Genomic DNA, 23,932 nt, shown 5'->3' on the forward strand with positions numbered 1-23,932 from the left:
CCCGACTCGTAGTGAGTCTGGGCGCCGATCGAGTTGTTGCGCAGCCCCCAATCGCCGCGCGCAACAATCCTGACCTCGGCCGATCACGCCGAGCAGGGGCCGGTACCCTCATCCGGAATGCCGTGAGGTCCTGGTACGGGGGTAACTGCGCGTGGGACTAGGTGACTTCGTTCCGGATGGGTTTGAGGACTGGGTCGATGACCGGGTCGAGGATGTCGGTGAGGCGGTCGATGGCGCGGGGGACTGGACGGCGGACCGGCTGGATGACGTCGGCTGGGAGAGCGGTGCGGACTGGGTCCGTGACAAGTCGGACTCGGCGGCGAACGCGCTGGGCGCGGATGTCGATGAGATGCAGCTGGGTGAGACCGAGGATGCGAAGAAGCTGATCCACGGCAGCCCTGGCAAGCTGCGCTCGACCGCGAGTCATCTGACCGACTTCAAGACCGCGTTCAACAACGTGGGCAAGGGGCTGCAGGGTCTTGGCAGCGGGTCGCTGAAGGGGAAGTCGGCGGACGCGTTCCGGGAGAGCGTGTCGGTCGAGCCGAAGAAGTGGTTCACGGCGGCGGACGCGTGTGAGAAGGCGTCGGGGGCGCTGGAGCGGTTCGCGGGGACGGTGGAGTGGGCGCAGGGTCAGGCGGAGGAGGCGGTCCGGCAGTACAAGAAGGGGAAGAAGGCCTCCGACGACGCCCGTTCGGCGCACAACGGCAGGGTGTCGGCGTACAACGACGCGGTGGAGGCGTACAACGCGAAACCCGCCGACAAGCGTGACCCCTCCAGCCTGCCGGACAAGCCGGGCACCTTCCATGACCCCGGGGCGGCCGATATCAAGGCCGCTGAGGACCTGTTGAAGGAGGCGCGGCGGCAGCGGAATGAGGCGCATGGGGTGGCGAAGGCGGCGGTGGAGGTGGCGCGGGATGCCGCGCCGAAGAAGCCGTCGTACGCGCAGCAGGTGGGGGATGGGCTGACCGGGCTGAGCCTGGACACGGGCCATTTCCTGGGTGGTGTGGTGAAGGGGACGGCGGGGCTGCTGAACTTTGCGCGGCAGGTGAACCCGCTGGACCTGTACAACATCACCCATCCCGCCGAGTACGTCACCAACCTGAACAACACGGCCGCTGGTCTGGTGCGGATGGCCAACGACCCGGGCGCGGCACTCAAGGGCATGTGGGACGCGTTCCAGAAGGATCCCTCCGAGGGGCTGGGCCGGTTGGTGCCGGAGCTGCTCGGGACCAAGGGTCTTGGCGGGGCGAAGGCGGCCGTCACCGCCGCCGAGCGGCTGCCCGCGACCGTGGCCCGGGCCGAGCGGCCCGCTCTGGAAACGCTGGCCAAGGACGGCCCGGCCCCGCATGCCACGCCCGATGGGGCGAAGACCGCCGGGGGAACCGACCCGGTGGATCTGGCGACGGGGCGGATGTATCTTCCGCAGCGGGATGTGGTGTTGCCGGGGGCGTTGCCGCTGGTGTTCGTGCGGCGGGCGGAGTCGGGGTACCGGGCGGGGCGGTGGTTCGGGCCCACCTGGTCGAGCACGGCCGATCAGCGGCTGGAGATCGGCGCGCGGGGTGTGGTGTTCGTCGCCGAGGACGGACTGCTGCTGTCGTATCCGCACCCGGCACCCGGCGTGCCGACGCTGCCCGAGCTGGGCCCGCGGCGGCCGTTGGAGCGGACGGTGGAGGGGGATTACACACTCACCGATCCGGACACCGGACGTATCTGGTACTTCACCGGGCCGGAGGGCGGGGGCGACGGCGAGGCCCTGCTCGCGGAGATCAGCGACCGCAACGGCCACCGCCTGACCTTTGAGTACGACACGCACGGCACCCCGACCGGCATCGTCCACAGCGGCGGCTACCGCCTCAACATCACCACCGACGAGGGCCGTATCACCGCCCTCCACCTGGCCGGAGCCGACCAGGAGCTCATCCGCTACGCCTACACCGACGGCAACCTCACCGAGGTCACCAACTCCTCCGGGCTGCCCCTGCGCTTCGAGTACGACGCCGACCGCCGGATCATCGCATGGACCGACACCAACAACCGCCGCTACGACTACGTCTACGACAACCGCGACCGCTGCATCGCCCAAGGCGGCACCGAGGGCCATATCGCGCTGCGCATCGACTACGGCCCCACGGATGAACGGACCGGCCACCGGGTCACCACCGTCACCACGCCCGAGGGCCACACCACCCGCTACCTGGTCAACGACCGCTGCCAGGTCATCGCCGTCACGGACGCCGTCGGCAACACGGTCCGCACCCGGCGGGACCACTACGGCCGCGCCCTGTCCCGCACCGACGCCCTGGGCCGGACCACCAGCTACGACTACGACCCGGCCGGTCGGCTGACCTCCGTGGCCACCCCCGACGGTCCCCGGCGGACCGCCTCCTACAACGCCCTGGGCCTCCCGGTGAAGGTTGTCCAGGCCGACGGGGCCACCTGGGCTTACGCCTACGACGAGCGGGGCAATCGCACCGCCGTCACCGACCCGTTGGGCACCACCACCCGCTACACCTACGACGACCTGGGCCATCTGGCCTCGGTCACCAACGCACTCGGCGCCACCACCCGCGTCCGCTGCGACCCGGCCGGGCTCCCCACCCGGATCACCGACCCCCTGGGCGCGGCCACCACCTACCACCGCGACGCCTTCGGCCGCCCCACCACCATCACCGACCCCCTCGGCGCACCCACCCACCTCGAATGGACCACCGAGGGCAAACTCGCCCGGCGCACCGCCCCGGACGGCACCCAGCAGACCTGGACCTACGACGGCGAAGGCAACCTCACCGCCCATGTGGACGCGAGCGACGGCGTGACCACGTACGAGTACACCCATTTCGACCTGCTGACCGCCCAGACCGGCCCGGACGGCACCCGCCACGAGTTCACGCACGACACCCAGCTACGCCTCACCCAGGTCACCAATCCCCAGGGCCTGACCTGGAGTTACGCCTACGATGCGGTCGGCCGACTGCTCGCCCAGACGGACTTCGACGGGCGCACCCTCAGCTACGCCTATGACGCGGCGGGCCAACTGATCTCCCTCACCAATCCCCTGGGCCAGACCGTCTCCCTCGAACACGACGCCCGCGGCCGGATCGTCCGCAAGGACGCCGACGGCCAGGTCACCACCTTCACCTACGACCCGGCCGGGCAGCTGACGGAGGCCATCGGCCCGGACGCGGCGCTGACGTACCGGCGGGACCGGATGGGCCGGGTGACAGCCGAGATGGTCGACGGCCGGGTGCTGACCCATGCCTACGACGCCCTGGGCCGCACCGTGCGCCGCACCACCCCCTCCGGCGCGAAGTCCACCTTCGCCTACGACGCGGCGGGGCACCGCACCACGCTCACGACATGCGGCCAGATTCTCGACTTCGCGTACGACGCGGTGGGCCGGGAGACCGCCCGCCACTTGGGCGACACCGCGACACTCGCGCAGATCTGGGACCCAACCGGGCGGCTTTCCGAGCAGACCCTGACCGGACCGGCAGGCGACATCACCCAGCACCGCGCGTACACCTACCGCCCCGACGGCCACCTCACCGGCATCGACGACCAACTGCGCGGCCCCCGTGCATTCGACCTCGACGCGGCGGGCCGGGTCACCACCGTCCGCGCCGAGGACTGGACCGAGACCTACGCCTACGACGACGCGGGCAACCAGACCCACGCCACCTGGCCCACCGACCACCCAGCCGCCGCCGACACCACCGGCCCTCGCACGTACACCGGCACCCGCATCACCCGCGCCGGACGCGTCCGCTACGAACACGACGCCGCGGGCCGCCTCATCCTCCGCCAGAAGACCCGCCCCTCCCGCAAGCCCGACACCTGGCGCTACACCTGGGACGCGGAGAACCACCTCACCACCGTCACCACCCCCGACGGCACCACCTGGCGCTACCTCTACGACCCCCTCGGCCGCCGCACCGCCAAACAACGCCTCGCCCACGACGGCGAGACCGTCCTCGAACAGGTCGACTTCACCTGGGACGGCACCACTCTCATCGAACAGACCACCACCACCGCCCCAGATCTCCCCGACCCGGTGACGCTGACCTGGCACCACGACGGTGTACGGCCGGTGGCACAGACCGAGCGCGTCACCGAGGCCACCAGCCGGCGCGAGATCGACCGCCAGTTCTTCACCATCGTCACCGACCTGGTTGGCACTCCGAGCGAACTCGTCGACGAGAACGGCGACATCGCCTGGCAGACCCGTACCACCCACTGGGGCACCGCGACGTGGGGCCACGACAGCACCACGTACACCCCACTCCGCTTCCCCGGCCAGTACTACGACCCCGAAAGCGGCCTCCACTACAACCACCACCGCTACTACGACCCCGAAACCGCCCGCTACACCACCCCCGACCCCCTCGGCCTCGCCCCCGCCCCCAACCCCGCCGCCTACGTCCCCAATCCCCATCTCTGGATCGACCCATTGGGTCTCTCCCCCTGCACCAGCGCGAGCCCGGATTTCGACGGCCTCGACTGGTTTGACGACGCCGACGACGTGGGCGAGGTCGCATCGTTCTGGTACGTGTCCGGCCGTCCGGACCGCGAAATGGTGTTCAGCGGCCATGGCGGCATAAGAGCGGGCGACACCAGCATGACCACGGTCCCTGAAGGCACGAGCGTGGCAATGTACAGCGAACACGGCGAGGTGATCTACAACGACGAGGTCACCCTCATTGAAACAGGCACCCCCACCCCGACGATAACCTACAAGCCGGGACAGCAAGTGGAGGACTATTCGCTGTTCCCGCCCGACGGTCTGACCGTCAGCGGCAGGACCGTGACCCGAGAGACCCGCCTCTCCCAACTTCTCCAGCCGAACATGGGCCGCGTACACTGGGGCGCTTGCCGCTCGATCATCTGAGAACCAGGAGTCTACTGCGGTGACCCACTACGCGGACCTGACTCCGTACGTATACACCTCGGGATCGGTCCCCCAGGGAATCGAAGCGGTCAATATCGGATGGCTGGAGCCCGGCGAGGAATTCCCCCGGGGCACGGCTCCGGAGGAATTCGTCCAGTCCCTCGCCCTGCTGTGCCGGGACGACCGTCATATGGTGATGCGCGGGTGGCACCACTGTGCGCTCCCCCACCCGGGCGGGACGGACGAGTACCCGGTGGTCATCCACATCGGCCAGGAGCGGGTTTCCCTCGGCAGCGCCGAGGTGCGGGTGGTGGGCCGCGACGGCAGGTGGCTGGTCGCGCCCAATCTCGTCCACCACTACGTCACCGCGCACTCCTACCTCCCGCCGGAGGAGTTCATCGAGGCGGTCACGGCACGCAGGACCGCCGTACCGCGGGTGTGACGCGCCGGGGCGGGTGACCCCCACCCCGGCGCCACGGCTCCCGGGGCGGCTCAGCAGCGCCGGGGCTTGGTCCAGGAGCACTCGACGTCGTCCGCCCCGGCCCGCTTCGGCACGGCGCGCGGCCGGACGGCGGTGCCGGTCCGGTCCGCCCCGGACTTCGCGAGCGTGACCACGATCGCGTCCTCCAGGCTCTTCACCGACGGGGCGAGGTAGTTGTTGAGGACGACGCTGTAGACCAGCTCCCTGCCGTCCGCGTCGGTGACATACCCCGAGAGCGCGGAGGCGCCGGTCAGCGAGCCGGTCTTGCCGCGGGCGTTGCCCGCCGCCGGGGTGCCGCACATCCGTGAGCGCAGGGTGCCGCCCACGAACCGGTCCGGGTCGCAGGCCACCGGCAGCGAGGCGTACCAGTCGGCGTACCAGGGCTCGTCGCGCACCGACAGCAGCAGCTCGCTGAGGCGCCCGGCCGCGATGTTGTCCATCCGGGACAGCCCGGAGCCGTCGACCTGGCGCACCGAGCCGATGTCCACCTTTTGCTTCTTCAGCCAGTCGGACACGGCGGCGAGGCCCGCGCTCCAGGTGCCGCGGCCCGCCGTCTCGTAGCCGATGGTCTTGGTGAGCACTTCGGCGTGGATGTTGTTGGACAGCTTCATGAAGGGGATGAGGAGCTTTTTGAGCGGCATCGACTGGTGCGAGGCGAGCCGCCTCGCGTCCGGCGGGGTGGCCCGGCCGAGGCGGGTGGCCCCGGTGACGTGGATGCCGTGGCGGGCCAGCGCGTCGGCGAACACCGAGGCGGCGTAGCCGGTGGGCTCCCAGACGCTGACCCACTCCTTGGCCGGCCCGCTTCCCACGGGGAGGGCGCCGCTGACGGTGATGGTGTTGGAGCCGTGCTGCCGCTCGACGGAGAGGGTGGAGCCGCTGCCGGTGGCGGCGGTGGTGGCGCGGTTGTCGATGCGGACGTAGCCCGTCTTCGGGGTGAGCGTGACCTTCGGCCGCTCGCCCGGCGCCGCGCCGGGGGCGGTCTCGACGATGACGCTGCCCGCGTCGTAGTCGGTGTCGGGGGCGAGGGTGAGCGGGGAGATCTGGGCCGCGTAGTAGGAGGACTCGTCGTCGGCGGCCCAGGAGCGGCCGACGCGCTGGGTGTCGAACCGGGTGTCGTCGGCGATCAACCGCCCGGTGACCCGGGTGATCCCCGACTCGGCGAGCCGCGCGGCGAGCCGTTCGTAGTCCGCGGCGAGCATCGTCGGGTCGCCGGTGCCTCGAAGATACAGATCGCCCCGCAGCACCCGCCCCTGGCGGCTGCCGTCGGTGAGCACCTCGGTGCGGTAGGTGTAGTCGGGGCCGAGCAGCCCCATGGCGGCGGCCGAGGTGAACAGCTTGGTGTTGGAGGCGGGCATCAGCCGGTCGTCGGGCCTGTGCTGGTAGAGGACGGCGCCGGAGTCGGCGTCGGCGACCACCACGCCCGCCGCGCCGCCCTTCAGCAGCGGGTCGGCGAGGATGGTGTCGAGGGCGTCGCCGAGGCCGGCGCGGGAGGTGTCCGCACCGGCGGGTGAGCTCCAGCTGAGGGTGCAGACGAGGCCGATGACGAGGGGCCAGATCCAGGCGCGCGTAAGGCGGTTCACGTGATCCGCGGGTCTACTCATGGCACCGGAGGATCCCGTACGGCGGCCCGCCGCGACAGAGCGCGGTGCGCGGTCCCGTCGGGCCGCGGGCCCGAGAAGACAGCCCGGACGGGGTCTGGCCGGCCGTGGCTCCCTCCAGCCGCCGCAGGGCGGTGTCCACGTCCGAGCCGGGTTCAGCCGGGCCTTCCGCGCCGCGTACGGGCTTCCGCCCAAGGACTACCGGCACCGGGCGCTGGCCCTTCACGCCCCGTCAGGGTGAATGGCCTCCTCGGTTCTGGCGGCGACCCCGAGCAGTCGGCCCACGCGGTCGGGGTGGCCCACGAGTTGGAGACCGAGCGGCATGCCGCTCGGGTCGCGGTGGCCGGGGACGGTGACGGCCGGCAGGCCGAGGAGTTGCCAGGGGCGGCTGAGGACGGGCGTGCCGGTGGCGCCAAGGCCGTGCGGGGCGGGCCCGGGGGCGGCGGGGCCGAGGATGGCGTCGGCGTCGGACAGCAGCTCGAGCAGCCGGGCGCGGGCGGCGCGGGCGGTCTCCAGGGCCGCCCGGTAGTCGGTCTCGGGTGTTCCGCGTCCGCGGTCCAGCAGGTCGCGCAGGTGTGTGCTGAGAGCCTCGGCGTGCTCTGCGTGCTCGGCGGCGAGGGAGCGGGCCGCCTCGTAGGCCATGACCGTGGCGTGTCCTTCGGCGAGCGCGGGTGTACGCGCCTGGGTGCCGAGGTCGGTCGTCGCCGCCCCGGAGGCCGCCAGGGCCTCGCCGGTGCGGTGGAGGGCGGCCAGCATCTCCGGGGCGACGTCGGTGAGTTCGGTGCCGGGCCACACCAGAATCCGCGGCGACTCCGGCTCTTCGGCACGTGTGCCGTCGACGGCCTCGACGGCCCTGGCCAGGTCGGCCACTCGGGCGGCGAGCAGCCCGGGCGCGTCCAGGCTCGGGCTGAGTCCGGTGAAGCCTCGCGTGGACCAGGCGCCGACCGGGGCGACGTAGCCCGCGACACCGCAGAAGGAGGCGGGCCTGGTCAGCGAACCGGCGGTCTGCGAGCCCAGGGCGAGCGGCACCACGCCCGCCGCGACGGCGGCGGCCGAGCCGCTGGAGGAGCCGCCGGGGGTGTGGTCCGGGTTGCGCGGGTTGCGGGTGGGCCCGGGCTGGAAGTACGCGAACTCGGTGGTGACCGTCTTGCCCAGAGGGACCGCGCCGGCCCGGCGCAGCCGGTCCACCAGCCAGGCGTCGTGCGCGGCGATCCGCCCGCGGCGCAGCGGGGTGCCGCATTCGGTGGGCAGCCCGGCGACGTCGATGATGTCCTTCACGCCGAACGGCACGCCGCGCAGGGGTCCGTCCGGCGCCCGCTCGGCCGCCGCGCGGGCACCGTCGGGGTCCACGCGGACCCAGGCCCGGATCTCGGGCTCGGTCCGCTCCAGGCGGCGCAGCGCGTCGTCGACCGCGGCCGTGCGCCGGGGCGTCACGGACGCGCGCCTTCCGGCACCAGGGGCGCGGCGTCGAGGCGGTGGAACGACCGGTTGAAGTAGACGAGACTCTGGCCGCCCGGCCGGGTGCGGAGCTGCTCGATGTCGACGAAGAGCACACTGTGGGAGCCCATGGGAACGGCGTGTTTGATGGTCCCGACGGCGGTCACCAGGGCGTCCTTGAGGACCGGCAGGTCCTGGGCGCGGTCCCACACGTCCCAGGTGAAGCGCTCGGCCATGGCCACCTTGGTGACCCCGGCGAAGTGCAGGGCGAGTTCCTGCTGCTCTCCGCCCAGGACGTTGACGCACACCCGTCCGTTCGCCTGGAAGACGCCGTGCATGGCGCTGCCGCGGTTGAGGCAGACCAGGAGGGTCGGCGGATCGTCGGTGACGGAGCAGACGGCGCTGACGGTGATGCCGCAGCGGCCGTTCGGGCCGTCCGTGGTCAGGATGTTGACGGCCGCCGGAAGGTGGGCCATCGCCTCCCGGAAGTCGGTCTGGCTGGGGGTCACGGCGATGCCGCTCCTCTCCTGGTTCGGTTCGGACTCGCTCACCACAGCTCGACCACCAGCCGTGGTGAGGTCGCGCGCGACACACAGGCGGCGATCTGGTCTCCGGCCGCCTTCTCCTTGGCCGACAGGCAGTGGTCGCGGTGATCGGGTTCGCCTTCGAGGACCCGCAGGACACAGGTTCCGCAGATGCCTTCGCGGCAGGAGGTCTCCAGCGGGACGCCGTTCTCCTCCAGCACGTCCGCGATGCTCTTTCCGGGCGGCACGGTGAAGACCTCGCCGGTGTCCAGCTCGACCTCGAAGCCGTCGCCGGCACCGGTGTCCGCCGGTGTCCCCGCCTGGAACGCCTCGGAGTGGATCCGCTCCTCGGGCAGTCCGAGGGCCGCGAGGTCGCGGACGCGTGCCATGAAACTCTGGGGGCCGCAGGTGTACACATGCGCGTCGGCCGGAAGCCCTGCCAGCGCTGCCGCCAGCTCGCGGGCCACCGCCTGCCGGCCGGCGCCGAAGTGGCTGACGACGCGGTCGGCGAAGGCGGACTTCTCCAGCAGCCCGGCGAAGGCCGCCTCGGCGCGGCGCCGCGCCACGTAGTGCAGCCGGAACTCGGCTCCCCGGGCGTGCAGTTCGTACGCCATCGCCAGCAGCGGCGTGATCCCGATCCCGGCCGCCACCAGGTGGTGCTCCCCCGCTTCCGGGGCGAGGCCGAACAGCCGGCGGGGTGTGCCGATGGTCAGCTCCGTGCCCCGCTCGGCCTTGTCGTGCAGGGCCTGGGAGCCGCCCCGCGAGTTCTGCTCGCGTTTGACGGCGATGGTGTACGCGCCGGTGTCGTCGGGCGGTCCGCACAGCGAGTAGGGGCGGGTGATCCCCGTGGGTCCGGTCACGTCGATGTGCGCGCCGGCCGGGTACGGAGCGAGGGTGGCGCCGTCGGAGCGGACGAGCCGGAGGACCTTGACCGTGTCGGTTTCGACGTGGGTCTCGGTGACGGTGACAGTGAACATCCGTCTGCCTTCGCGTTCGGTGTGGTGCTGACGGCGCTGTCAGCGCATGAACAGGCCGCCGTTGGCGTCCCAGCACGCTCCGGTGACCGCGTCCGCGTGCTCGGCGGCGAGCAGCACGGCCATGTCGGCGATGAACCGCGGGCGCCCCAACCGCCTGACGGGGGCCTGCTGTTCGATGGCGGCGAGCTGGTCCGGTGGCACCATCTCGCGGACCACCGGCAGGTCCTGGGGGCCCGGGGAGATGGCGTTCACCGTCACTCCGTGCGGGCCGAGTTCGCGGGCGAACACCTTCGTCAGGGTGGCCACTCCTCCCTTCGCCGCCGCGTAGTGGGCGCCGGTGGCCGTGCCGCCGTTCTGGCCGGCGAGGGAGGCGAGGTTGACGATGCGTCCGTAGCCCCGCTCGGCGAAGTAGGCGCCGAAGACCTGGCAGCCGAAGAAGGTGCCGTTGAGGTTGGTCGACACGGTCCGCTCGAAGCTGTCGGGGCTGATCTCCATCGGCGCCTCGGCCTTGGCCTGTCCGGCGTTGTTGACCAGCACATGGACGGCTCCCCAGCGCTCGGCCAGCTGGTCGCGGACCCGGACGAAGGCGTCCTTGTCGCGCACGTCAAGACCGAGCCCGACGGCGGCGCCGCCGTCCGGGTCGAGGTCCGCCGCGGCCTGCGCCGCCGCCTTCTCGTCCAGGTCGGTGACCGCGACGTGGTAGCCCCGGTCGTACAGCTGCCCGGCGATGCAGGCGCCCAGTCCGCGGGCCGCTCCGGTGACGACCGCGACCCGCCGCCTCCCGTCCTCGTGCGGGCTCACAGCAGGAATCCCGATGCCGTGACGGTGTCCTCGGAGTTGACCAGCCGCACGATCTTCCGGTGGATCCGGGGACCGGCCTCCCCGAACACGATCCGATGGGTGACGTCGGCCGCCAGCACGAAGGTCTCCTCGCGCTTGTAGCCGACCAGGATCTGTGCCGAGCAGATCTCGAGCGCGTCCTCCTCGCGGCCGGTCACCACGAACCGGGAGACCGAGCGGACCGTCCGGGCGGCGGCGGCCGCCGAGATGGAGAAGCCACCGGTGAGGCGCTCGATGCGCATCCGGCGCATCCGGTCGTCGTCGTAGACGAGGTTGAGCCGGGAGGCGAAGTCGGTCGCGTCGCGGTCGATCGGGACGATGTACTCGCCGCCCTCGGCCCACAGCCGGTCCCATTCCTCGTAGGCCCGCGCGTCCAGCAGCCGGGCCTCGCGCCAGATCAGGGAGACGGCGGCGAGGGCTCGGGGGTCCTCGAGCGGGAGTTCCGCGGCCGCGAAGGCCGTGCTGAGGGTGTCACGTGGCATCGGTCATCATCGCCTTCCACATCGCGTAGGCCTCTCGCATGCCGGTCTCGTCGGTCGCGTGGGACGTGGGCCGGCCGAGGTCGTCGGGCTTCTCGCGGCCGAGGCCGCGGTTGACGAGGATCGGCATGTCCGCGCCCCCGGCCACGCCGCGCTGGACGCGGTTCCACGCCTCGGCGTCGTCGGGGCTGCCGAAGCCGAAGGGTCCCTGGAAGTGCTCGTGGATGCGCAGCCGTTCACGGTTGACGATCTCCGGGCCGCCGTCCAGGCCGAGCGCCACATGCCGGATCTCGGTCTCCGCGACCGAGATCGGCCGCAGGACCCGGAAGAAGCTCATCGACATGGCGACGTTCGGGAACAGGTTGAGGTTGAACCCGGCGCCGTGCAGCGAGCGGACGATGCGCCGTACGCGGTCCGGGGGCAGGTCCTTCGACAGCTCCTCGACGATGTGGCCGAAGCGGTCCTGGAGCTTCTCCGTGCCGTCGTCGACGTCGAGGTCGGCGTGTTCGGCGACGGAGACGGACACGCTGTGGCCGTTGCCGAGGGCGTGGGTGACCGCGGTCTCGTCGGTCATGATCGAGAGCATGCTCGCGGTCTCGGCGTCCACCGAGGACATCCAGGACCGGTGCACGATCGGGAAGTGGTACCAGTCGGTGGTGTTCTCCAGCTGGATCTTCCAGTTGCCCTGGAACCTGAACCTGTGCTCGCCCTGCACCTTGATCGGGTAGCCCGCGCCCTGCTTCATGAAGCGGTCGATCCACAGCCGGGCCCCGCCGAGGAAGTCCTCCAACGGCTCGATGTCGTGGTCGAAGCTCGCGAAGATCATGCCCGCGTAGGTGCCGGTCCTGAGCCGCTGGAGCGGCAGGTCCTTCTTCTCGATGACGTCCTCGTAGCCCTCGGGGTACGGGATGCCGCGCAGGGTGCCGTCCAGGGCGTAGGACCAGGCGTGGTACGGACAGGTGAAGCCGTTGCCGTTGCCCTTGGGGACCTCGCAGACGCTGGCTCCGCGGTGGCGGCAGCGGTTGAGCAGGACGTTGATCCCGCCGCGGCGGTCCCGGCTGACGATGACCGGGCGGCGCCCCACCCAGGCCGTTTTGAAGTCGCCGGCCTTGGCGACCTCGCTCTCGTGAGCCACCCACACCCAGGTCCGGTGGAAGATCCGGTCCATCTCCCGCTCGAAGAGGGCCGGGTCGGTGTAGAGGGTTCCGGCGACGCGGTCGGACTCGACGAGGGAGGCGATGTCGGGAGTCTTGGAACGCGCGGTCACCGGGCGGCCTCCGGCTCGGGCAGCGGACGGCCGAGGCGCGCCTCGATCTTCATATAGCGCCACAGGCCGTGCTCGCCGACCTGGACCGTGCGGAAGAGGTTGCAGGCCGCGGCCACCGTCGGCTGGTCGACGACGTCGGCGAGGACGTAACAGGTCCAGGGCCAGGAGTCGGAGGGGCCGACCAGGTGCTGGTCGTCGTCGATGGTGCCGAGGACACTCACCCCGGGCAGCTCGTGGAGCCGGGCGAGCATGGTCGTGAAGCCGTCCCAGACGGTCTTGCCCTGGCCGGTGGGCAGGTCGAAGAAGTTCTGGTTGACGCCGATGCAGAACAGCACGCGCAAGGGTGCGTTGCCGGGTTCGGACACGGGTTCCTGCCTTTCGGAGGTGGCCGGGATGAGAGGTAGCCGGGGTCAGAGGTAGCCGGGGAAGGGCTGGACGCCCATGAGGACCGCGCCGGCGCCGTCGTACATGCCTTCCTGGAGGAACGCGTGTTGCGGGACGACCGAGGCGTCGCGCAGATAGCGCTGCATGGGGCCGCCGTCGGCGATGGCGGCGATGCCGCCGAGCTGATAGGCGGCGCGTACGACCTCGAAGGAGGTCTTGGCGAGGTGGGCGGAGGCGAGGCGCAGCAGGCTGGCCTGTCCGGGGCTCGCGGGGTCCCCCGCCGCCACGGTGGCCCACACGTCCTCGGTGGTCTCGTAGAAGAAGGCGCGTGCGGACCTGAGCTGGGCTTCGGCCTGGCCGACCGCGATGCGGTAGGTGGCGCGCTCGGCGGGCCCGGGCGCGCCGGTGTGGCCCGCGCGGCCGCCGTCGGCGATGGCCCGGTCGAGGGCGGCGCGGGCGATACCGGCGCCGACGACGGCCAGGACCTGGGCGGCGTACGGGACGGTCGGGTAGCGGTAGAGCGGTTCGTCGACGGTGGGCTCGCCGCCGCGGACGAACGTCCACTCCTCGGGGACGACGGCCCCGTCGACCTTCAGGTCATGGCTTCCGGTGCCGCGCAGGCCGACCACGTCCCAGTTCTCGACGATCTCCACCTGCTCGGGCCGCAGCACCGCGGTCAGGGGCCGGCCCGCCCTGTCCTCGCCGGCCTTGATGCCCACGCCGAGAACGTCCGCGCCCTTGCAGCCGCTGGCGAACTTCCAGCGGCCGGCGATCCGGTAGCCGCCCGGGACCCGCTCGGCGGGCTGCACCGGGAACAGTCCGCCGGCGAAGACCACATCGGGCCCGGCGGCGTACAGCTCGGCCTGGGTCTCCAGCGGAAGCGCGGCCAGATATACGAGGGACGAGCCGAAGCTCGCGACCCAGCCGGCCGACCCGTCCACGACCGATATCCGTTCGACGAGACGGAGGAATTCGGCGGGCGGCAGGGCGTCGCCCCCGAATTTCTTCGGCGTACTCGCCCGGTAGATTCCCGCGTTCCTGAATTCGGCGATCATGTCCCGGGGGACGTGCCGCTTCTCCTCGAATTCGGCCAGCCGCTCGGCGACCACGGCCAGCAGCCGGTCGAACGCCGCGGCCGACCGCCCTTCGGCCGCCGCCGCGGCATCCGGCATCTGCGTCATGAGCGATTCCCCTCGCGTTGCCGGGCGGTTCTCCCGCCCGCCTTGCCATCACGCTATGGGCCGCGGCTCATCCGCCTCAATTGGGCGGTGGATGCATCGCGTAGGGGATTTCCCGTAGCCGCGCCGCCGTTTTCGATCAGCTCTCCTGCCCGGGGGAAATCCGGGCGGCTCCGGTGAGGAGATCCTTTTGCACGGTTCCCGACTGCGCGACGAGAACGATGTTCTCGGGGCGGCCGAGTGCGGCGATGTCGTGCAGCGGGTCCCGGTCGACGACCACGAAATCGGCCGTCTTCCCGGCCTCCAGGGAGCCCAGACGGTCGTCGAGGCCGAGCAGGCGGGCCGCGTTCAGCGTCCCGGCCCCGATCGCGTCGAGCGGCTCCATGCCCAGCTCCACCAGGTACGACAGCTCGAGCAGATTGCGGCCGTGCGGGACCACACCCGCGTCCGTACCGAGCGCGATGGGGACACCGCGGCCGATGGCATGGGCGATGTTCTCCTTGGTGATCCCGGACCAGCGGCTCTTCTTGCGGAAGTGGTGGTCGGGCATCGCCGCCGGGTCGAGCGGGGCGAAGACGGTGGACAGGGTGGGGACGAGGAAGGTGCCCTGCTCCAGGGCCAGATCGCACAGCTCGTCGGTCAGACCGTAGCCGTGCTCGACGCTGGTGACGCCGGCCCGGACGGCGTTGCGGATGCCGTCGGTGCCCTGGGCGTGTGCGGCCACGGGCTTCCCTCGGTGCCGCGCCGCCTCGTCGACCACGGCCCTCAGCTCGTCGTAGGTCAGCCCCTCGTCGTCGGGGTCGTCGTGGGGGCTGCCCATGCCGCCGGTGGCGCAGACCTTGACGACGTCCGCTCCCGCACGCAGCATGCGCCGGGCCGCGACGCGCGCCTCGTCGGCCGTGTCGGCGATCTCGCCGAGATGCGGGGCGGCGTCGGTCCCGTCGGGCAGCGAACAGTCGGCGTGCCCGCCGGTGTGGCCGATCACCTTGACGGCGACCTGGAGCCGGGGGCCGGTGATCAGCCCTCGCTCGAGCGCGGTGCGGTAGCCGGCGGGCACCCCGCCGAGGTCGCGGAGTGTCGTCACGCCCGCGTGCAGGGTGGCCCGCAGTCGCTCCGCGACCTCGAAGGTCTCCACCGTCGCGTCCGCCGCCAGCCCCGCGATCAGCCCGCGGCCCGGTGTCATGCACAGGTGCGCGTGGCAGTCGAAGAAGCCGGGCAGCACGGTGCGGCCGCCCAGGTCCACCGTCGTGGCCGCGGGGGTCTTCGGCGCGGCTGCCGCCGGGCCCGCGTATGCGATCAGCCCGTCGTCGTCCACGACGAGGACCGCGTCGGGGATCGGGGCGGCGCCGGTACCGTCGATCAGGGCGGCGTGTTCGTATCTGGTGCTCATGAAAACTCCCATGGAACGGATGACGCCGCCACTCACGGTGGAGCCGGCGGCAGGCTGAACCGGAAGACCGCGCCGCGGGGTTCGTTCGCGCACACGTCGATCCGGCCGCCGTGGCGGGTGATGATGCGGTGGCTGAGGGCGAGGCCGATGCCGCTGCCGTTCTCCTTGGCGGTGAACACGCCCTCGAAGATCCGGTCGCCGGGAGGCGGCCCCTGGCCCCGGTCCCGGACCGCGAGCCGGGCCGAACCGTCCTCGCCGCGCCCGGTGGTGATCCGTACGTCGCGCTCGGCCCGCGGCCAGCGGGCCATCTCGTCGACCGCGTTGAAGGCGAGGTTCATCACGACCTGCCCGATGAGCACGCTCTCGCAGCGCACCGGCAGCGGCTCGTCGGTGAGGTCGAACGCGACGGCCACCGAGTGCTCCTGGGCCCGCAGCTCGATGAAGTACGCGCAGTCGCGCACGATCGCGTTGAGGTCGGTCAGCTGCTCGGACTGGTCCAGGCGGCCGACGTAACTCCGCAGGCTGTCCAGGATCCGCCGGGCCCGCTCGATCTGCCGCACGGCGTTGTCAAGACCCCAGGCCACGGACCGGTCACCGGTCCCGAGCCGGCCGCGCGCCCCTTCGACGAAGTTGTACGCGGCCGCGAGCGGCTGGCTCACCTCGTGGGCGATGGCCATCGCCATGTCGCCCATGGCGTTGTAGCGGGCCAGATGGTCGAGGTCGCGGCGCACCGCCTTCTCCTGGGCGATGTCCCGGAACTGGACCATCACCACCGTCCGGGCCGGCAGCTCGACGCGGATCGCGATGGCCTCGGTGAGGATCTCCTCACCGCTCTTGGACCGGTAACACCACTCGGTGGCGCTCTCGCCGTGCTCCACGGCCCGGCCGAGCCAGCGGTGGCCGAGTTCGCGGCTGTACTGGCGGGCGTTCTTGCTCATGTCCGGCGCCTTGAGCGGCCGCAGCTCGTCGACGGTCCAGCCGAGCAGTTCGCAGGCCGCCCCGTTCGCCCAGAGGATCTCGTAGGTCCGGGCGTCGTGCAGCAGCACGCAGTACTTCAGGGCCTGCGTCAGCGCCCGGAAGTCGGCCGGCACGAGGCGGTCCACGGGGGTCTCGCTCATGGGTCCACCGGGAGTCGCAGCCCCAGCCGGAGCACGTCGTGCACGAGCGTGGCCATGCTCTCGGCAGCGGCCTTCTCCCGGATTCGGGCGCGATGCACATCGACGGTCTTGGCGCTGATGCCGAGCCGTGTCGCGATCTGCTTGTTCGGCACGCCGTCGACGGCCAGCGCCAGCACCTCCCGTTCGCGGGCGGTCAGGCGGTCCAGCCTCGCGCGCAGCTCGCGCTGTTCGGCGGCTCGCTCGTAGCGTTCCCGCGCGGTGCGCCGTAGGGCCTGCACGACGTCGAGCATGTGCTGGGGGTCGTACGGCTTCTCCAGGAAGTCGACGGCGCCGTTCTGAAGGGCGCGTACGGACATCCGGATGTCGCCGTGCGCGGAGACGAACACGACGGGCAGGGGGGCGCCCGTCTCGTTCAGCAGGTGCTGGACGTCGAACCCGCTGAGCTCGGGCATCCGGACGTCGAGGACCAGGCAGGCGGGCCGGTCGCGGTCGTAGGAGCGCAGAAAGGTCCGGGCGTCCCGGAAGCGCTCCGAGCGGATGCCGACCGACTCCAGGAGCCAGGCGAGCGACTCGCTCAGCTCCTCGTCGTCGTCCAGGATGTAGACGAGGCACATCTGTCAGCCGTCCCAGGCGGCCCGGGCTGTCCAGTACTCGCTGCCGTCGGCGCTGGTCCCGTGCCGCCACTCGGTCGTGCGGCGCAGGGCGGGTTCGACGCGTGCGGTCGCCTGGTCGGCGCCCTCGGGTCCGTTCTCGTCGACCTGCCAGTGGACCCAGTTCAGCTCGCGGCCCGTGCTGTCGTGCACGAACAGGTCGACGTGGGGCCAGCCGTAGTGGTGGGTGTCGGCGTAGCAGGTGAGCAGCATCGTGCGGTCGGTCATCGCTCCCCCGGCAGTGGTGCGCTGAAGAGTCGTTCGGTGCGGAAGGCGGAGATACGGGGCCGGTCGGGGTCCAGGCGGAAGGTCACCTCGAGGCGGGCGACCGCGATCTCGGCATCGCCCGAATCGTCACGCGAGAGCTGCTGCATCCGCCAACTGCCGTGTGCGGCGTTGTCGTTGATCTCGACGGTGCCGGGAAACAGCAGATGGACGTTGGCCCGGAAGTGGGGGTTGGGCGGCAGATAGGCCGACAGCATCCCGACGATCGCCTCGCGCCCCTCGATCCGGCCGAACTTCTCGGCGTACGCGGCTCCGCCGCCTTCCCACACGGCGTCCTCGGTGAACAGGTCCGCCAGCTCGCCCTCCGCGCTCGCGGGAACGTCGCACAGCGCGAGGTAGCGGTTCAGGGTGGCGAGAACATCGTTCCCGCGACTCATGACGCGGCCGCCTTCAGCCGCTCCGCCCGGCGCCGTGCCTGGCGCTCGGGGTCCGGCACGGGCGCCGCGAGCAACAGCCGCTTGGTGTACTCGTGTTCCGGGCGCTCGGTGACCCGGGCGGCGTCCCCCGTCTCCACGATGTCGCCGCGGTAGAGCACGGCCACCCGGTGGCTGATGTGCCGCACGACGGACAGGTCGTGGGTGACGAAGAGGTACGCCACCCCGGTCGCCTCCTGGATCTCGATGAACAGGTCGAGCACCCGGGCCTGGGTCGTCAGGTCGAGGGCGCTGACCGGCTCGTCGCAGACGATCAGCTTCGGGTCCCGGCACAGGGCGCGCGCGATCGCGATGCGCTGGCGCTGGCCGCCGGAGAACTCGCGGGGCAGCCGGCGGGCCGCGTCCTGGGGGAGATACACGTAGTCCAGCAGCTTCTGCACCCGGCGCTCCGCGTCCGCGCGCGCGACGCCGGTCACCAGCAGCGGCTCGGTGAGGATGTCCATGACCGTCATGGCCGGGTTCAGCGAGGTGAACGGGTCCTGGAAGACGACCTGGATGTCCTTGCTGAGCGCGCGCCGCTCCCGCTTGCCGAGCCGGGAGACGGGCCTTCCGGCGTACCGGATCTCGCCGCCGGTGACGGGGGCGAGGCCGAGGACGGCCCGGCCCAGGGTCGTCTTGCCGGAGCCGGACTCGCCGACCAGGCCGAGGGTCTCGCCGGGGGCGATGGTCAGGGAGACGCCGTGCAGAACGCGGAAGGGCTTTCCGCGGCGGGTCTTTCCGGGGTACTCCACGACGACATCGTCGAGTTCGAGGAGCGGAGCGGTCATGACGTCACCTCATCGCGGGGCTTGGCGGGAACGCGCGGCTCACCGCGCGCGGGGCCGCCTTCGAGCGTCGAGTCCAGGAGCATGCGCGTATAGGCGTGCCCGGGCGCCGCGAAGATCTGCCCGGCCGGCGCGGTCTCCACGATGCGGCCCTTCTGCATGACCGCGACCCGGTCGCAGATGTCGGCCACGACACCGAAGTCGTGGGTCACCAGAATCATCCCCATCTCGCGCTCCCGCTGGAGCGAGCGCATCAGGTCCAGCACCTCGGCCTGCACGGTGACGTCCAGTGCCGTGGTCGGCTCGTCGGCGATGAGCAGCCGCGGGTCGCAGGACACGGCGCCGGCGATGAGGACGCGCTGGGCCATGCCGCCGGAAATCTGGTGCGGATACGACCTGAACACCCGCTCCGGGTCCGGGATGCCGACCCGCGCGAGAAGGCCGAGCGCCTTGGCGCGGGCCTCGGCCCGGGACAGCCCCAGGTGCTTGCGCATGGGCTCCACGAGCTGGAAGCCGAGCCGGAAACACGGGTCCAGGTTGGACATGGGCTCCTGGGGGATGTACCCGATGCCGCGGCCGCGCAGGGCGTTCAGCGCGGCGAGGTCGAGACCCAGCAGCTCCCGCCCGTCGAAGACCAGCTGGTCCGCCGTCACCTCGGCCTCGTTCGGCAGCAGCCCGAGGACGGAGAACGCGGTCTGGCTCTTGCCGGAGCCGGACTCACCGACCAGACCCAGCACCTCACCGCGCGCCACGGTGAGGCTCACCCCGTCCACGACGGTCTTGTCGCCGCCGGGCTTCGGGTAGCTGACGCGCAGCCCCTCCACGGTGAGGAGGCGGTCCGCGGGCGGCTGGACCGCCGGGGCCGCGGCCCTTCGCTCGACGCGCCTGCGGCGCTTCACCACCCGGGGCTCGGTCGTGCCCAGCGCGTCCCGCACCGCGTTGCCCAGCAGGCTCGACGCCAGGATGGTCACGCCCATCGCGGCGCCCGGCCAGGCCAGCAGCTGTGGCGCGTTGTAGATGTTGGTGAAGGCATCGCTCAGCATCGCGCCCCAGCTGGCCTGGGACGCCTTGCCCAGGCCGAGGAAGGCGAGCCCCGCCTGGATGCCGATCGCCACGGCGAACACCTGGGTGGCCTGGATGACGGACGGCGCGATCACCACGGGCAGGATGTGCCGTCGCATGATGCGCCCGTCGCCGAGCCCCGAGACGCGCGCGGCGTCCACGTACAGCTCCTCGCGGACCGCGATCACGGACGCCCGGATGAGCCGGAAGACCATCGGCGCCATGATGACGCCGAGCACGACCATGGCGACGTTGAGGTCCTGCGAGACGGCCGCCATCACGACCAGCATCACGATGATGGCGGGCACGGCCATGATGATGTTGACGAGCCAGCCGGCCACCGCGTCGAACCAGCCGCGGTAGAAGCCGCTGATCAGGCCGAGCGGCCCGCCGACCGCGAAGGCGACGAGGACGGCGAGCGTGCCGCCCAGGAGGCTGGTGCGGCCTCCGTACAGCAGCCGCGAGAGCACGTCCCGGCCGACGCCGTCGCCGCCGAGCGGGTGGCTGCCCGACATGGGGGCGAGCGTGTCCGCCATGACGCTGCGGTCCGGGGCGTGGTCGGTGAGCAGGGGTGCCGCCAGGGCGGCGGTGAGCACCAGGGCCAGGAGGGCCAGGCAGCCGACGGCCACCGGATCGCGCAGCGTGCGGCGCAGGAGGCGGTCCCGCTCGGGGACCGCGGTGGACTCCACAGCGGTCATGAGACACGCACCTTCGGGTTGAGCCAGCCGTACGCGATGTCCAGCAGCAGATTGACGGCGACGACGATGGCGACGGTGACCACGACGGTGCCGAGCAGCACGGGGGCGTCACCGCGTACGGCGGCCGAGTTGGCGAGGGAGCCGATGCCCGGCAGGCCGAACACCTTCTCCACCACGACGGCGCCGCTGATCAGCCCGATGAACTGCAGGGCGAGCACGGTCAGGGCGGGCGGGGCGGCGTTGCGCAGCGCGTGCCGGAACACGACGCTGCGGGTGCTCAGGCCCCGGCTGCGCAGGGTGCGCACGAAGTCGGCGCGCAGGACGTCGATCAGCGCGCCGCGCACCTGCATCGCGGTGGCCGCGGTCGCTGCGACGGCCAGCGACACCGCGGGCAGGATGATGGAGCGGAGCCAGTCGGCGCCGGAGGTGCCGAGGGCGACATAGCCGGTGGCGGGCAGCCACCCGAGCTTGACCGCCAGGGTGACCGCGAGGACCAGGGCGATCAGGAAGCTGGGCACCGCGGTGCCGAGCACCGCGGCGAACTGCACCACGCGGTCCACCCAGCCGCCGCGCAGCGCCGCCGCCGTGCCCAGGGCGACGCTGAGGACCGCGGCGATCAGCAGGCCCACGAGCACGATGGAGAGGGTGACCGGCAAGGTGTCCACCAGGGACTGGTTCACCGGGTTGCCGGTGAACCACGAGCTGCCCAGGTTTCCCTGGGCGGCCTGTTCGACCCAGTGCCAGTAGCGCTCCACCAGGGGCTGGTCCAGGCCGAGTTCATGGCTCTTGGCGGCCACGGCGGACGGCGAGGCCGTCTCGCCCAGGACGTTGCGGGCGACATCGGTCCCCGTGAGGTTCAGCAGCAGGAACGTCGCGGTGGCCACGACGACCACCAGGACGGCACCGGCGACGATCCGCCGGAACAAGAACGCGAGCACGGTCAGTTCCTCCTTCCGCGCGTCGGAATGGTCGGGTGGCTACTTCGCGGCCGGCGCGTAGTTGCGGATCGGCGGGTACTGGGTGCCGGGCTGCGGTGTCACCTTGACGTCCTTCGCGGTGGCGTACGCGTTGGCGATGACGCTCCAGGGCGCGTTCCAGGCCTGGTCGACGACATAGGTGTTGAGCTCCTTGAACAGCGCCGCCCGCTTGGCTCCGGTCGCCTTGCCGATGCGCGCGACGAGGCCCTCGGCCTTCGCGTCGTGGTACTTGAGGGGGTTCCAGGTCGACTTCGTCGTCAGCTGCAGCTGGACCTTGTCCCAGGCCGTGGGCGCGCCCAGCTTGAAGTACGACATCGCGTACTTGCCGGACAGCATGCTGCTGAAGATCTGGTCGCCGGGCAGGTTGTCCAGCTTCACCTTGATGCCGATGTCCTTGAGGCTCTGGGTGAGCGCGGCCTGCTCCTGCGGGAAGTTCGCGGAGAGGTCCGGCAGGGTGACGGAGAAGCCGTTCGGGTAGCCGGCCTCGGCCAGCAGCTTCCTGGCCTTCGCCGGGTCGTAGGAGTAGGTGTCGTCGAGCCCGGCGTCGTGGCCGTCCTCACCGGGCGCGAACAGCTGCGTGGTGGGGGTGCCGAGCCCGGTCTTGGCGGAGGTGATGATGGCCTTCCTGTCGAAGGCGTAATTGAGCGCCTGGCGAACCTTCAGCTTGCCGAGGGCCGGGACCTTCTTGCCGGCTCGGTCCCAGATGTACAGCCCCTCGATGTCGCCGGGCTGGTAGGTGACGACGTTCAGGCCGCGGCCCTTGACGGTCTTGACCCGGTTGAGGTTGAGGGTGGCGCCGTCGAGCTGACCGGACAGCAGCGCGTTGGTGCGTGCGGTGGGGTCGGCCAGGTACTTGATGACGATCTTGTCGTAGGGGAAGGCCTTGGTGTTCCAGTAGTCCGGGTTGCGGGTGTAGGTGTACGCCTGGCCCGCGGTGGTGGCCGAGGCGTCCAGCCGGTACGGGCCCGAACCGACCGGAGCCTTGGGGTCGGTGAGCGACTTGGGGCTGGCGATCATGCCGGAGACCTGGCCCAACGCCGTCAGCAGGGACGCGGTGGGGTGGCTCAGCCTGATGGCCACCGTGTGGGTGTCCACGACGTCGACGCCGGTGATGTCCTGGATCTCGCCCGCGGCCGAGCCCGTGCCGCTCTTGGTATGCAGCAGGCTCCGCTTGACCGCCTCGGCGTCGAGTGCGGCGCCGTCGGTGAACTTCACGCTGGTGCGCAGCTTCAGCGTCAGGGTCGTCTGCGCCTTGTCGTACGACCACGACGTGGCCAGGTTGGGGGTGGGCTCGCCCTTGGTGTCGAGCCGGACCAGCGTGTCGAAGACCGGCTGGTAGTACTGGGCCTCGGGGCCCATGCTCGCCTTGGCCAGGTCCCACGGCGTGGCCGTGACCGACTCGGCGAGGGTCAGTGTCTTGTTGTCGTTCGCTGCCTGCGTACCGCCGCCGCAGGCCGTCACCGTGGCCGTCAGAAGTCCGGCGCCGATGAACGCCACTGTCTTGCGCATGGTCTCTCCACCTGGTTCACGTGTCGGATCACCTCGATGTCCCCCCGGGTCGTCCCGCCTCCGGCCGTGCGCGGCCGGTCCCGCTCCGCGACGCTCGGTCGATGGCTACGCGTGCGCCGCGGCCCACTCCCCGCACAGCCGCACGCTCTCCTCGGGGGTCGGTCGCGCCCCCCGGTCGACCTCGACGATCAGCCAGCCGTCGAAGGCCTCGGGCAGCGCGCCGACGAAGCCCTCGATATCGGCGTTTCCGCGGCCCGGCTCCGACCACAGCCCGGCCAGCACCGTCTTCCGGTAGTCCCAGCCCGCTTCCCTGGCCTTGGCCGCGAGGCCGAGGTCCAGATCCTTGATGTGGACGCTCGCCACGCGGTCCGCGTAGTCGCGCACCAGTCGCTCGGCGTCCGCGCCCGCCCAGGACAGATGGCCCATGTCCGGTCCGAAGGCGAGGACGGACGCGTCGACGGTGTCGAGGACGAAGCGGGTCTCCTCCTCGGTCTCGGCCCAGGTGCCCACGTGCGGGTGGAAGGCGGGGGTGATGCCCTGCGCCCGGATGATCCCGGCGATCTCGGCCAGCAGGTCCCGTACCCGCTCCAGCCGGCCCCGGTCGGCGAGGTGGCCGACCGCGGGGCGGGCCACGCGCTCGGCGTCCTTCGCCATTCCCATGGCGAGGAACACCGTGTCCACGCCGAGCGCCGCGTGCTGTTCGGCGACGCGCGCCGCGGTGTCCCGGAACGCCTGCCGCTCGGTCTCGTCCTCGGTGAGCCGGACGGCGACATAGCCGGGCGCGGGGCTGATGCCGTGGTCGGCGAGGCGGGCCGCGTACTCCTGCGGGGTCAGGTCGCCGGGCACCGCGCTGTGCAGGGCCTTGATGCCCGCGTCGCGGATGACCGCCAGCTGCCGGTCGAGCGGCGGGGCGAGCGTGGGATCGATCCAGCCGTCGGCGCTCGCGACCCACTGGAGGGGGTTGATGGCGAGGCGGTCCTGCCTGATCTTCATCG

General features: G+C 71.5%; 21 protein-coding genes. 2 read left to right on the forward strand and 19 right to left on the reverse strand.

Translation table 11 applies throughout. The features are described from left to right. The first annotated feature begins 151 nt into the window (after window positions 1–151). Window positions 152–4,885: a putative T7SS-secreted protein gene (locus ACWY4P_RS09030; protein ID WP_456209800.1), complete on the forward strand. Its 4,734-nt coding sequence runs from the start codon at window positions 152–154 to the stop codon at window positions 4,883–4,885. 19 nt (window positions 4,886–4,904) lie between these two features. Continuing rightward, window positions 4,905–5,327 (forward strand): DUF7919 family protein, encoded by a 423-nt coding sequence (locus tag ACWY4P_RS09035; RefSeq protein WP_456209802.1) that lies wholly within the window; start codon window positions 4,905–4,907, stop codon window positions 5,325–5,327. 50 nt (window positions 5,328–5,377) lie between these two features. Here ACWY4P_RS09035 and dacB read toward each other — a convergent pair whose 3' ends face one another. From dacB to ACWY4P_RS09130, 19 genes are all read right to left on the reverse strand, one after another. Continuing rightward, entirely contained in the window at window positions 5,378–6,967 is a 1,590-nt protein-coding gene (gene dacB, locus ACWY4P_RS09040; RefSeq protein WP_456209804.1) for a D-alanyl-D-alanine carboxypeptidase/D-alanyl-D-alanine endopeptidase, read from the reverse strand. A gap of 219 nt (window positions 6,968–7,186) precedes the next feature. After that, window positions 7,187–8,398: an amidase gene (locus ACWY4P_RS09045; RefSeq protein WP_456209805.1), complete on the reverse strand. Its 1,212-nt coding sequence runs from the start codon at window positions 8,396–8,398 to the stop codon at window positions 7,187–7,189. Further along, window positions 8,395–8,910: a flavin reductase gene (locus ACWY4P_RS09050; protein WP_456209807.1), complete on the reverse strand. Its 516-nt coding sequence runs from the start codon at window positions 8,908–8,910 to the stop codon at window positions 8,395–8,397. The genes ACWY4P_RS09045 and ACWY4P_RS09050 overlap by 4 nt, the downstream gene beginning before the upstream one ends. A gap of 38 nt (window positions 8,911–8,948) precedes the next feature. Next, complete coding sequence (locus tag ACWY4P_RS09055) at window positions 8,949–9,902, reverse strand: PDR/VanB family oxidoreductase (protein ID WP_456209809.1); 954 nt, start codon at window positions 9,900–9,902, stop codon at window positions 8,949–8,951. A 39-nt stretch (window positions 9,903–9,941) separates the two neighbouring features. Continuing rightward, window positions 9,942–10,703, reverse strand: coding sequence for an SDR family NAD(P)-dependent oxidoreductase (locus ACWY4P_RS09060; RefSeq protein ID WP_456209811.1), 762 nt, complete (start codon window positions 10,701–10,703; stop codon window positions 9,942–9,944). Then, window positions 10,700–11,224 carry an aromatic-ring-hydroxylating dioxygenase subunit beta gene (locus tag ACWY4P_RS09065; protein WP_456209813.1) on the reverse strand — a complete coding sequence of 175 codons (525 nt, stop codon included), beginning with the start codon at window positions 11,222–11,224 and terminating at the stop codon, window positions 10,700–10,702. Before ACWY4P_RS09065 ends, ACWY4P_RS09060 begins: the two co-directional genes overlap by 4 nt. Continuing rightward, window positions 11,214–12,488, reverse strand: coding sequence for an aromatic ring-hydroxylating oxygenase subunit alpha (locus ACWY4P_RS09070; RefSeq protein ID WP_456209814.1), 1,275 nt, complete (start codon window positions 12,486–12,488; stop codon window positions 11,214–11,216). Before ACWY4P_RS09070 ends, ACWY4P_RS09065 begins: the two co-directional genes overlap by 11 nt. Then, a complete protein-coding gene (locus ACWY4P_RS09075; RefSeq protein ID WP_456209816.1) occupies window positions 12,485–12,853 on the reverse strand; it encodes a hypothetical protein in 369 nt (122 codons plus the stop codon). Before ACWY4P_RS09075 ends, ACWY4P_RS09070 begins: the two co-directional genes overlap by 4 nt. Before the next feature lie 45 nt (window positions 12,854–12,898). Next, window positions 12,899–14,053, reverse strand: a complete 1,155-nt coding sequence (locus ACWY4P_RS09080) for an acyl-CoA dehydrogenase family protein (protein ID WP_456209817.1) — start codon at window positions 14,051–14,053, stop codon at window positions 12,899–12,901. 136 nt (window positions 14,054–14,189) lie between these two features. After that, complete coding sequence (locus ACWY4P_RS09085) at window positions 14,190–15,440, reverse strand: metal-dependent hydrolase family protein (RefSeq protein ID WP_456209819.1); 1,251 nt, start codon at window positions 15,438–15,440, stop codon at window positions 14,190–14,192. Window positions 15,441–15,472: 32 nt separating this feature from the next. Next, window positions 15,473–16,558, reverse strand: coding sequence for a PAS domain-containing sensor histidine kinase (locus ACWY4P_RS09090; protein ID WP_456209821.1), 1,086 nt, complete (start codon window positions 16,556–16,558; stop codon window positions 15,473–15,475). After that, complete coding sequence (locus ACWY4P_RS09095) at window positions 16,555–17,172, reverse strand: response regulator transcription factor (protein ID WP_456209823.1); 618 nt, start codon at window positions 17,170–17,172, stop codon at window positions 16,555–16,557. Before ACWY4P_RS09095 ends, ACWY4P_RS09090 begins: the two co-directional genes overlap by 4 nt. A gap of 3 nt (window positions 17,173–17,175) precedes the next feature. Next, on the reverse strand, window positions 17,176–17,436 hold the full coding sequence (locus tag ACWY4P_RS09100; protein WP_456209825.1) for a hypothetical protein: 261 nt from the start codon (window positions 17,434–17,436) through the stop codon (window positions 17,176–17,178). Continuing rightward, window positions 17,433–17,870 carry a nuclear transport factor 2 family protein gene (locus ACWY4P_RS09105; protein ID WP_456209826.1) on the reverse strand — a complete coding sequence of 146 codons (438 nt, stop codon included), beginning with the start codon at window positions 17,868–17,870 and terminating at the stop codon, window positions 17,433–17,435. Before ACWY4P_RS09105 ends, ACWY4P_RS09100 begins: the two co-directional genes overlap by 4 nt. Next, the gene (locus ACWY4P_RS09110; protein WP_456209828.1) at window positions 17,867–18,694 is read right to left on the reverse strand and encodes an ATP-binding cassette domain-containing protein; all 828 of its coding nucleotides are present in this window, start codon (window positions 18,692–18,694) and stop codon (window positions 17,867–17,869) included. Before ACWY4P_RS09110 ends, ACWY4P_RS09105 begins: the two co-directional genes overlap by 4 nt. Further along, on the reverse strand, window positions 18,691–20,451 hold the full coding sequence (locus tag ACWY4P_RS09115) for a dipeptide/oligopeptide/nickel ABC transporter permease/ATP-binding protein (RefSeq protein ID WP_456209830.1): 1,761 nt from the start codon (window positions 20,449–20,451) through the stop codon (window positions 18,691–18,693). Before ACWY4P_RS09115 ends, ACWY4P_RS09110 begins: the two co-directional genes overlap by 4 nt. Then, entirely contained in the window at window positions 20,448–21,389 is a 942-nt protein-coding gene (locus ACWY4P_RS09120; protein ID WP_456209832.1) for an ABC transporter permease, read from the reverse strand. Before ACWY4P_RS09120 ends, ACWY4P_RS09115 begins: the two co-directional genes overlap by 4 nt. 39 nt (window positions 21,390–21,428) lie before the next feature. Further along, window positions 21,429–22,937: an ABC transporter substrate-binding protein gene (locus ACWY4P_RS09125; RefSeq protein ID WP_456209834.1), complete on the reverse strand. Its 1,509-nt coding sequence runs from the start codon at window positions 22,935–22,937 to the stop codon at window positions 21,429–21,431. 105 nt (window positions 22,938–23,042) lie between these two features. Then, complete coding sequence (locus tag ACWY4P_RS09130; RefSeq protein WP_456209835.1) at window positions 23,043–23,930, reverse strand: sugar phosphate isomerase/epimerase family protein; 888 nt, start codon at window positions 23,928–23,930, stop codon at window positions 23,043–23,045. Window positions 23,931–23,932 lie beyond the last annotated feature (2 nt).

The organism is Streptomyces sp. LZ34 (genome assembly GCF_053890475.1).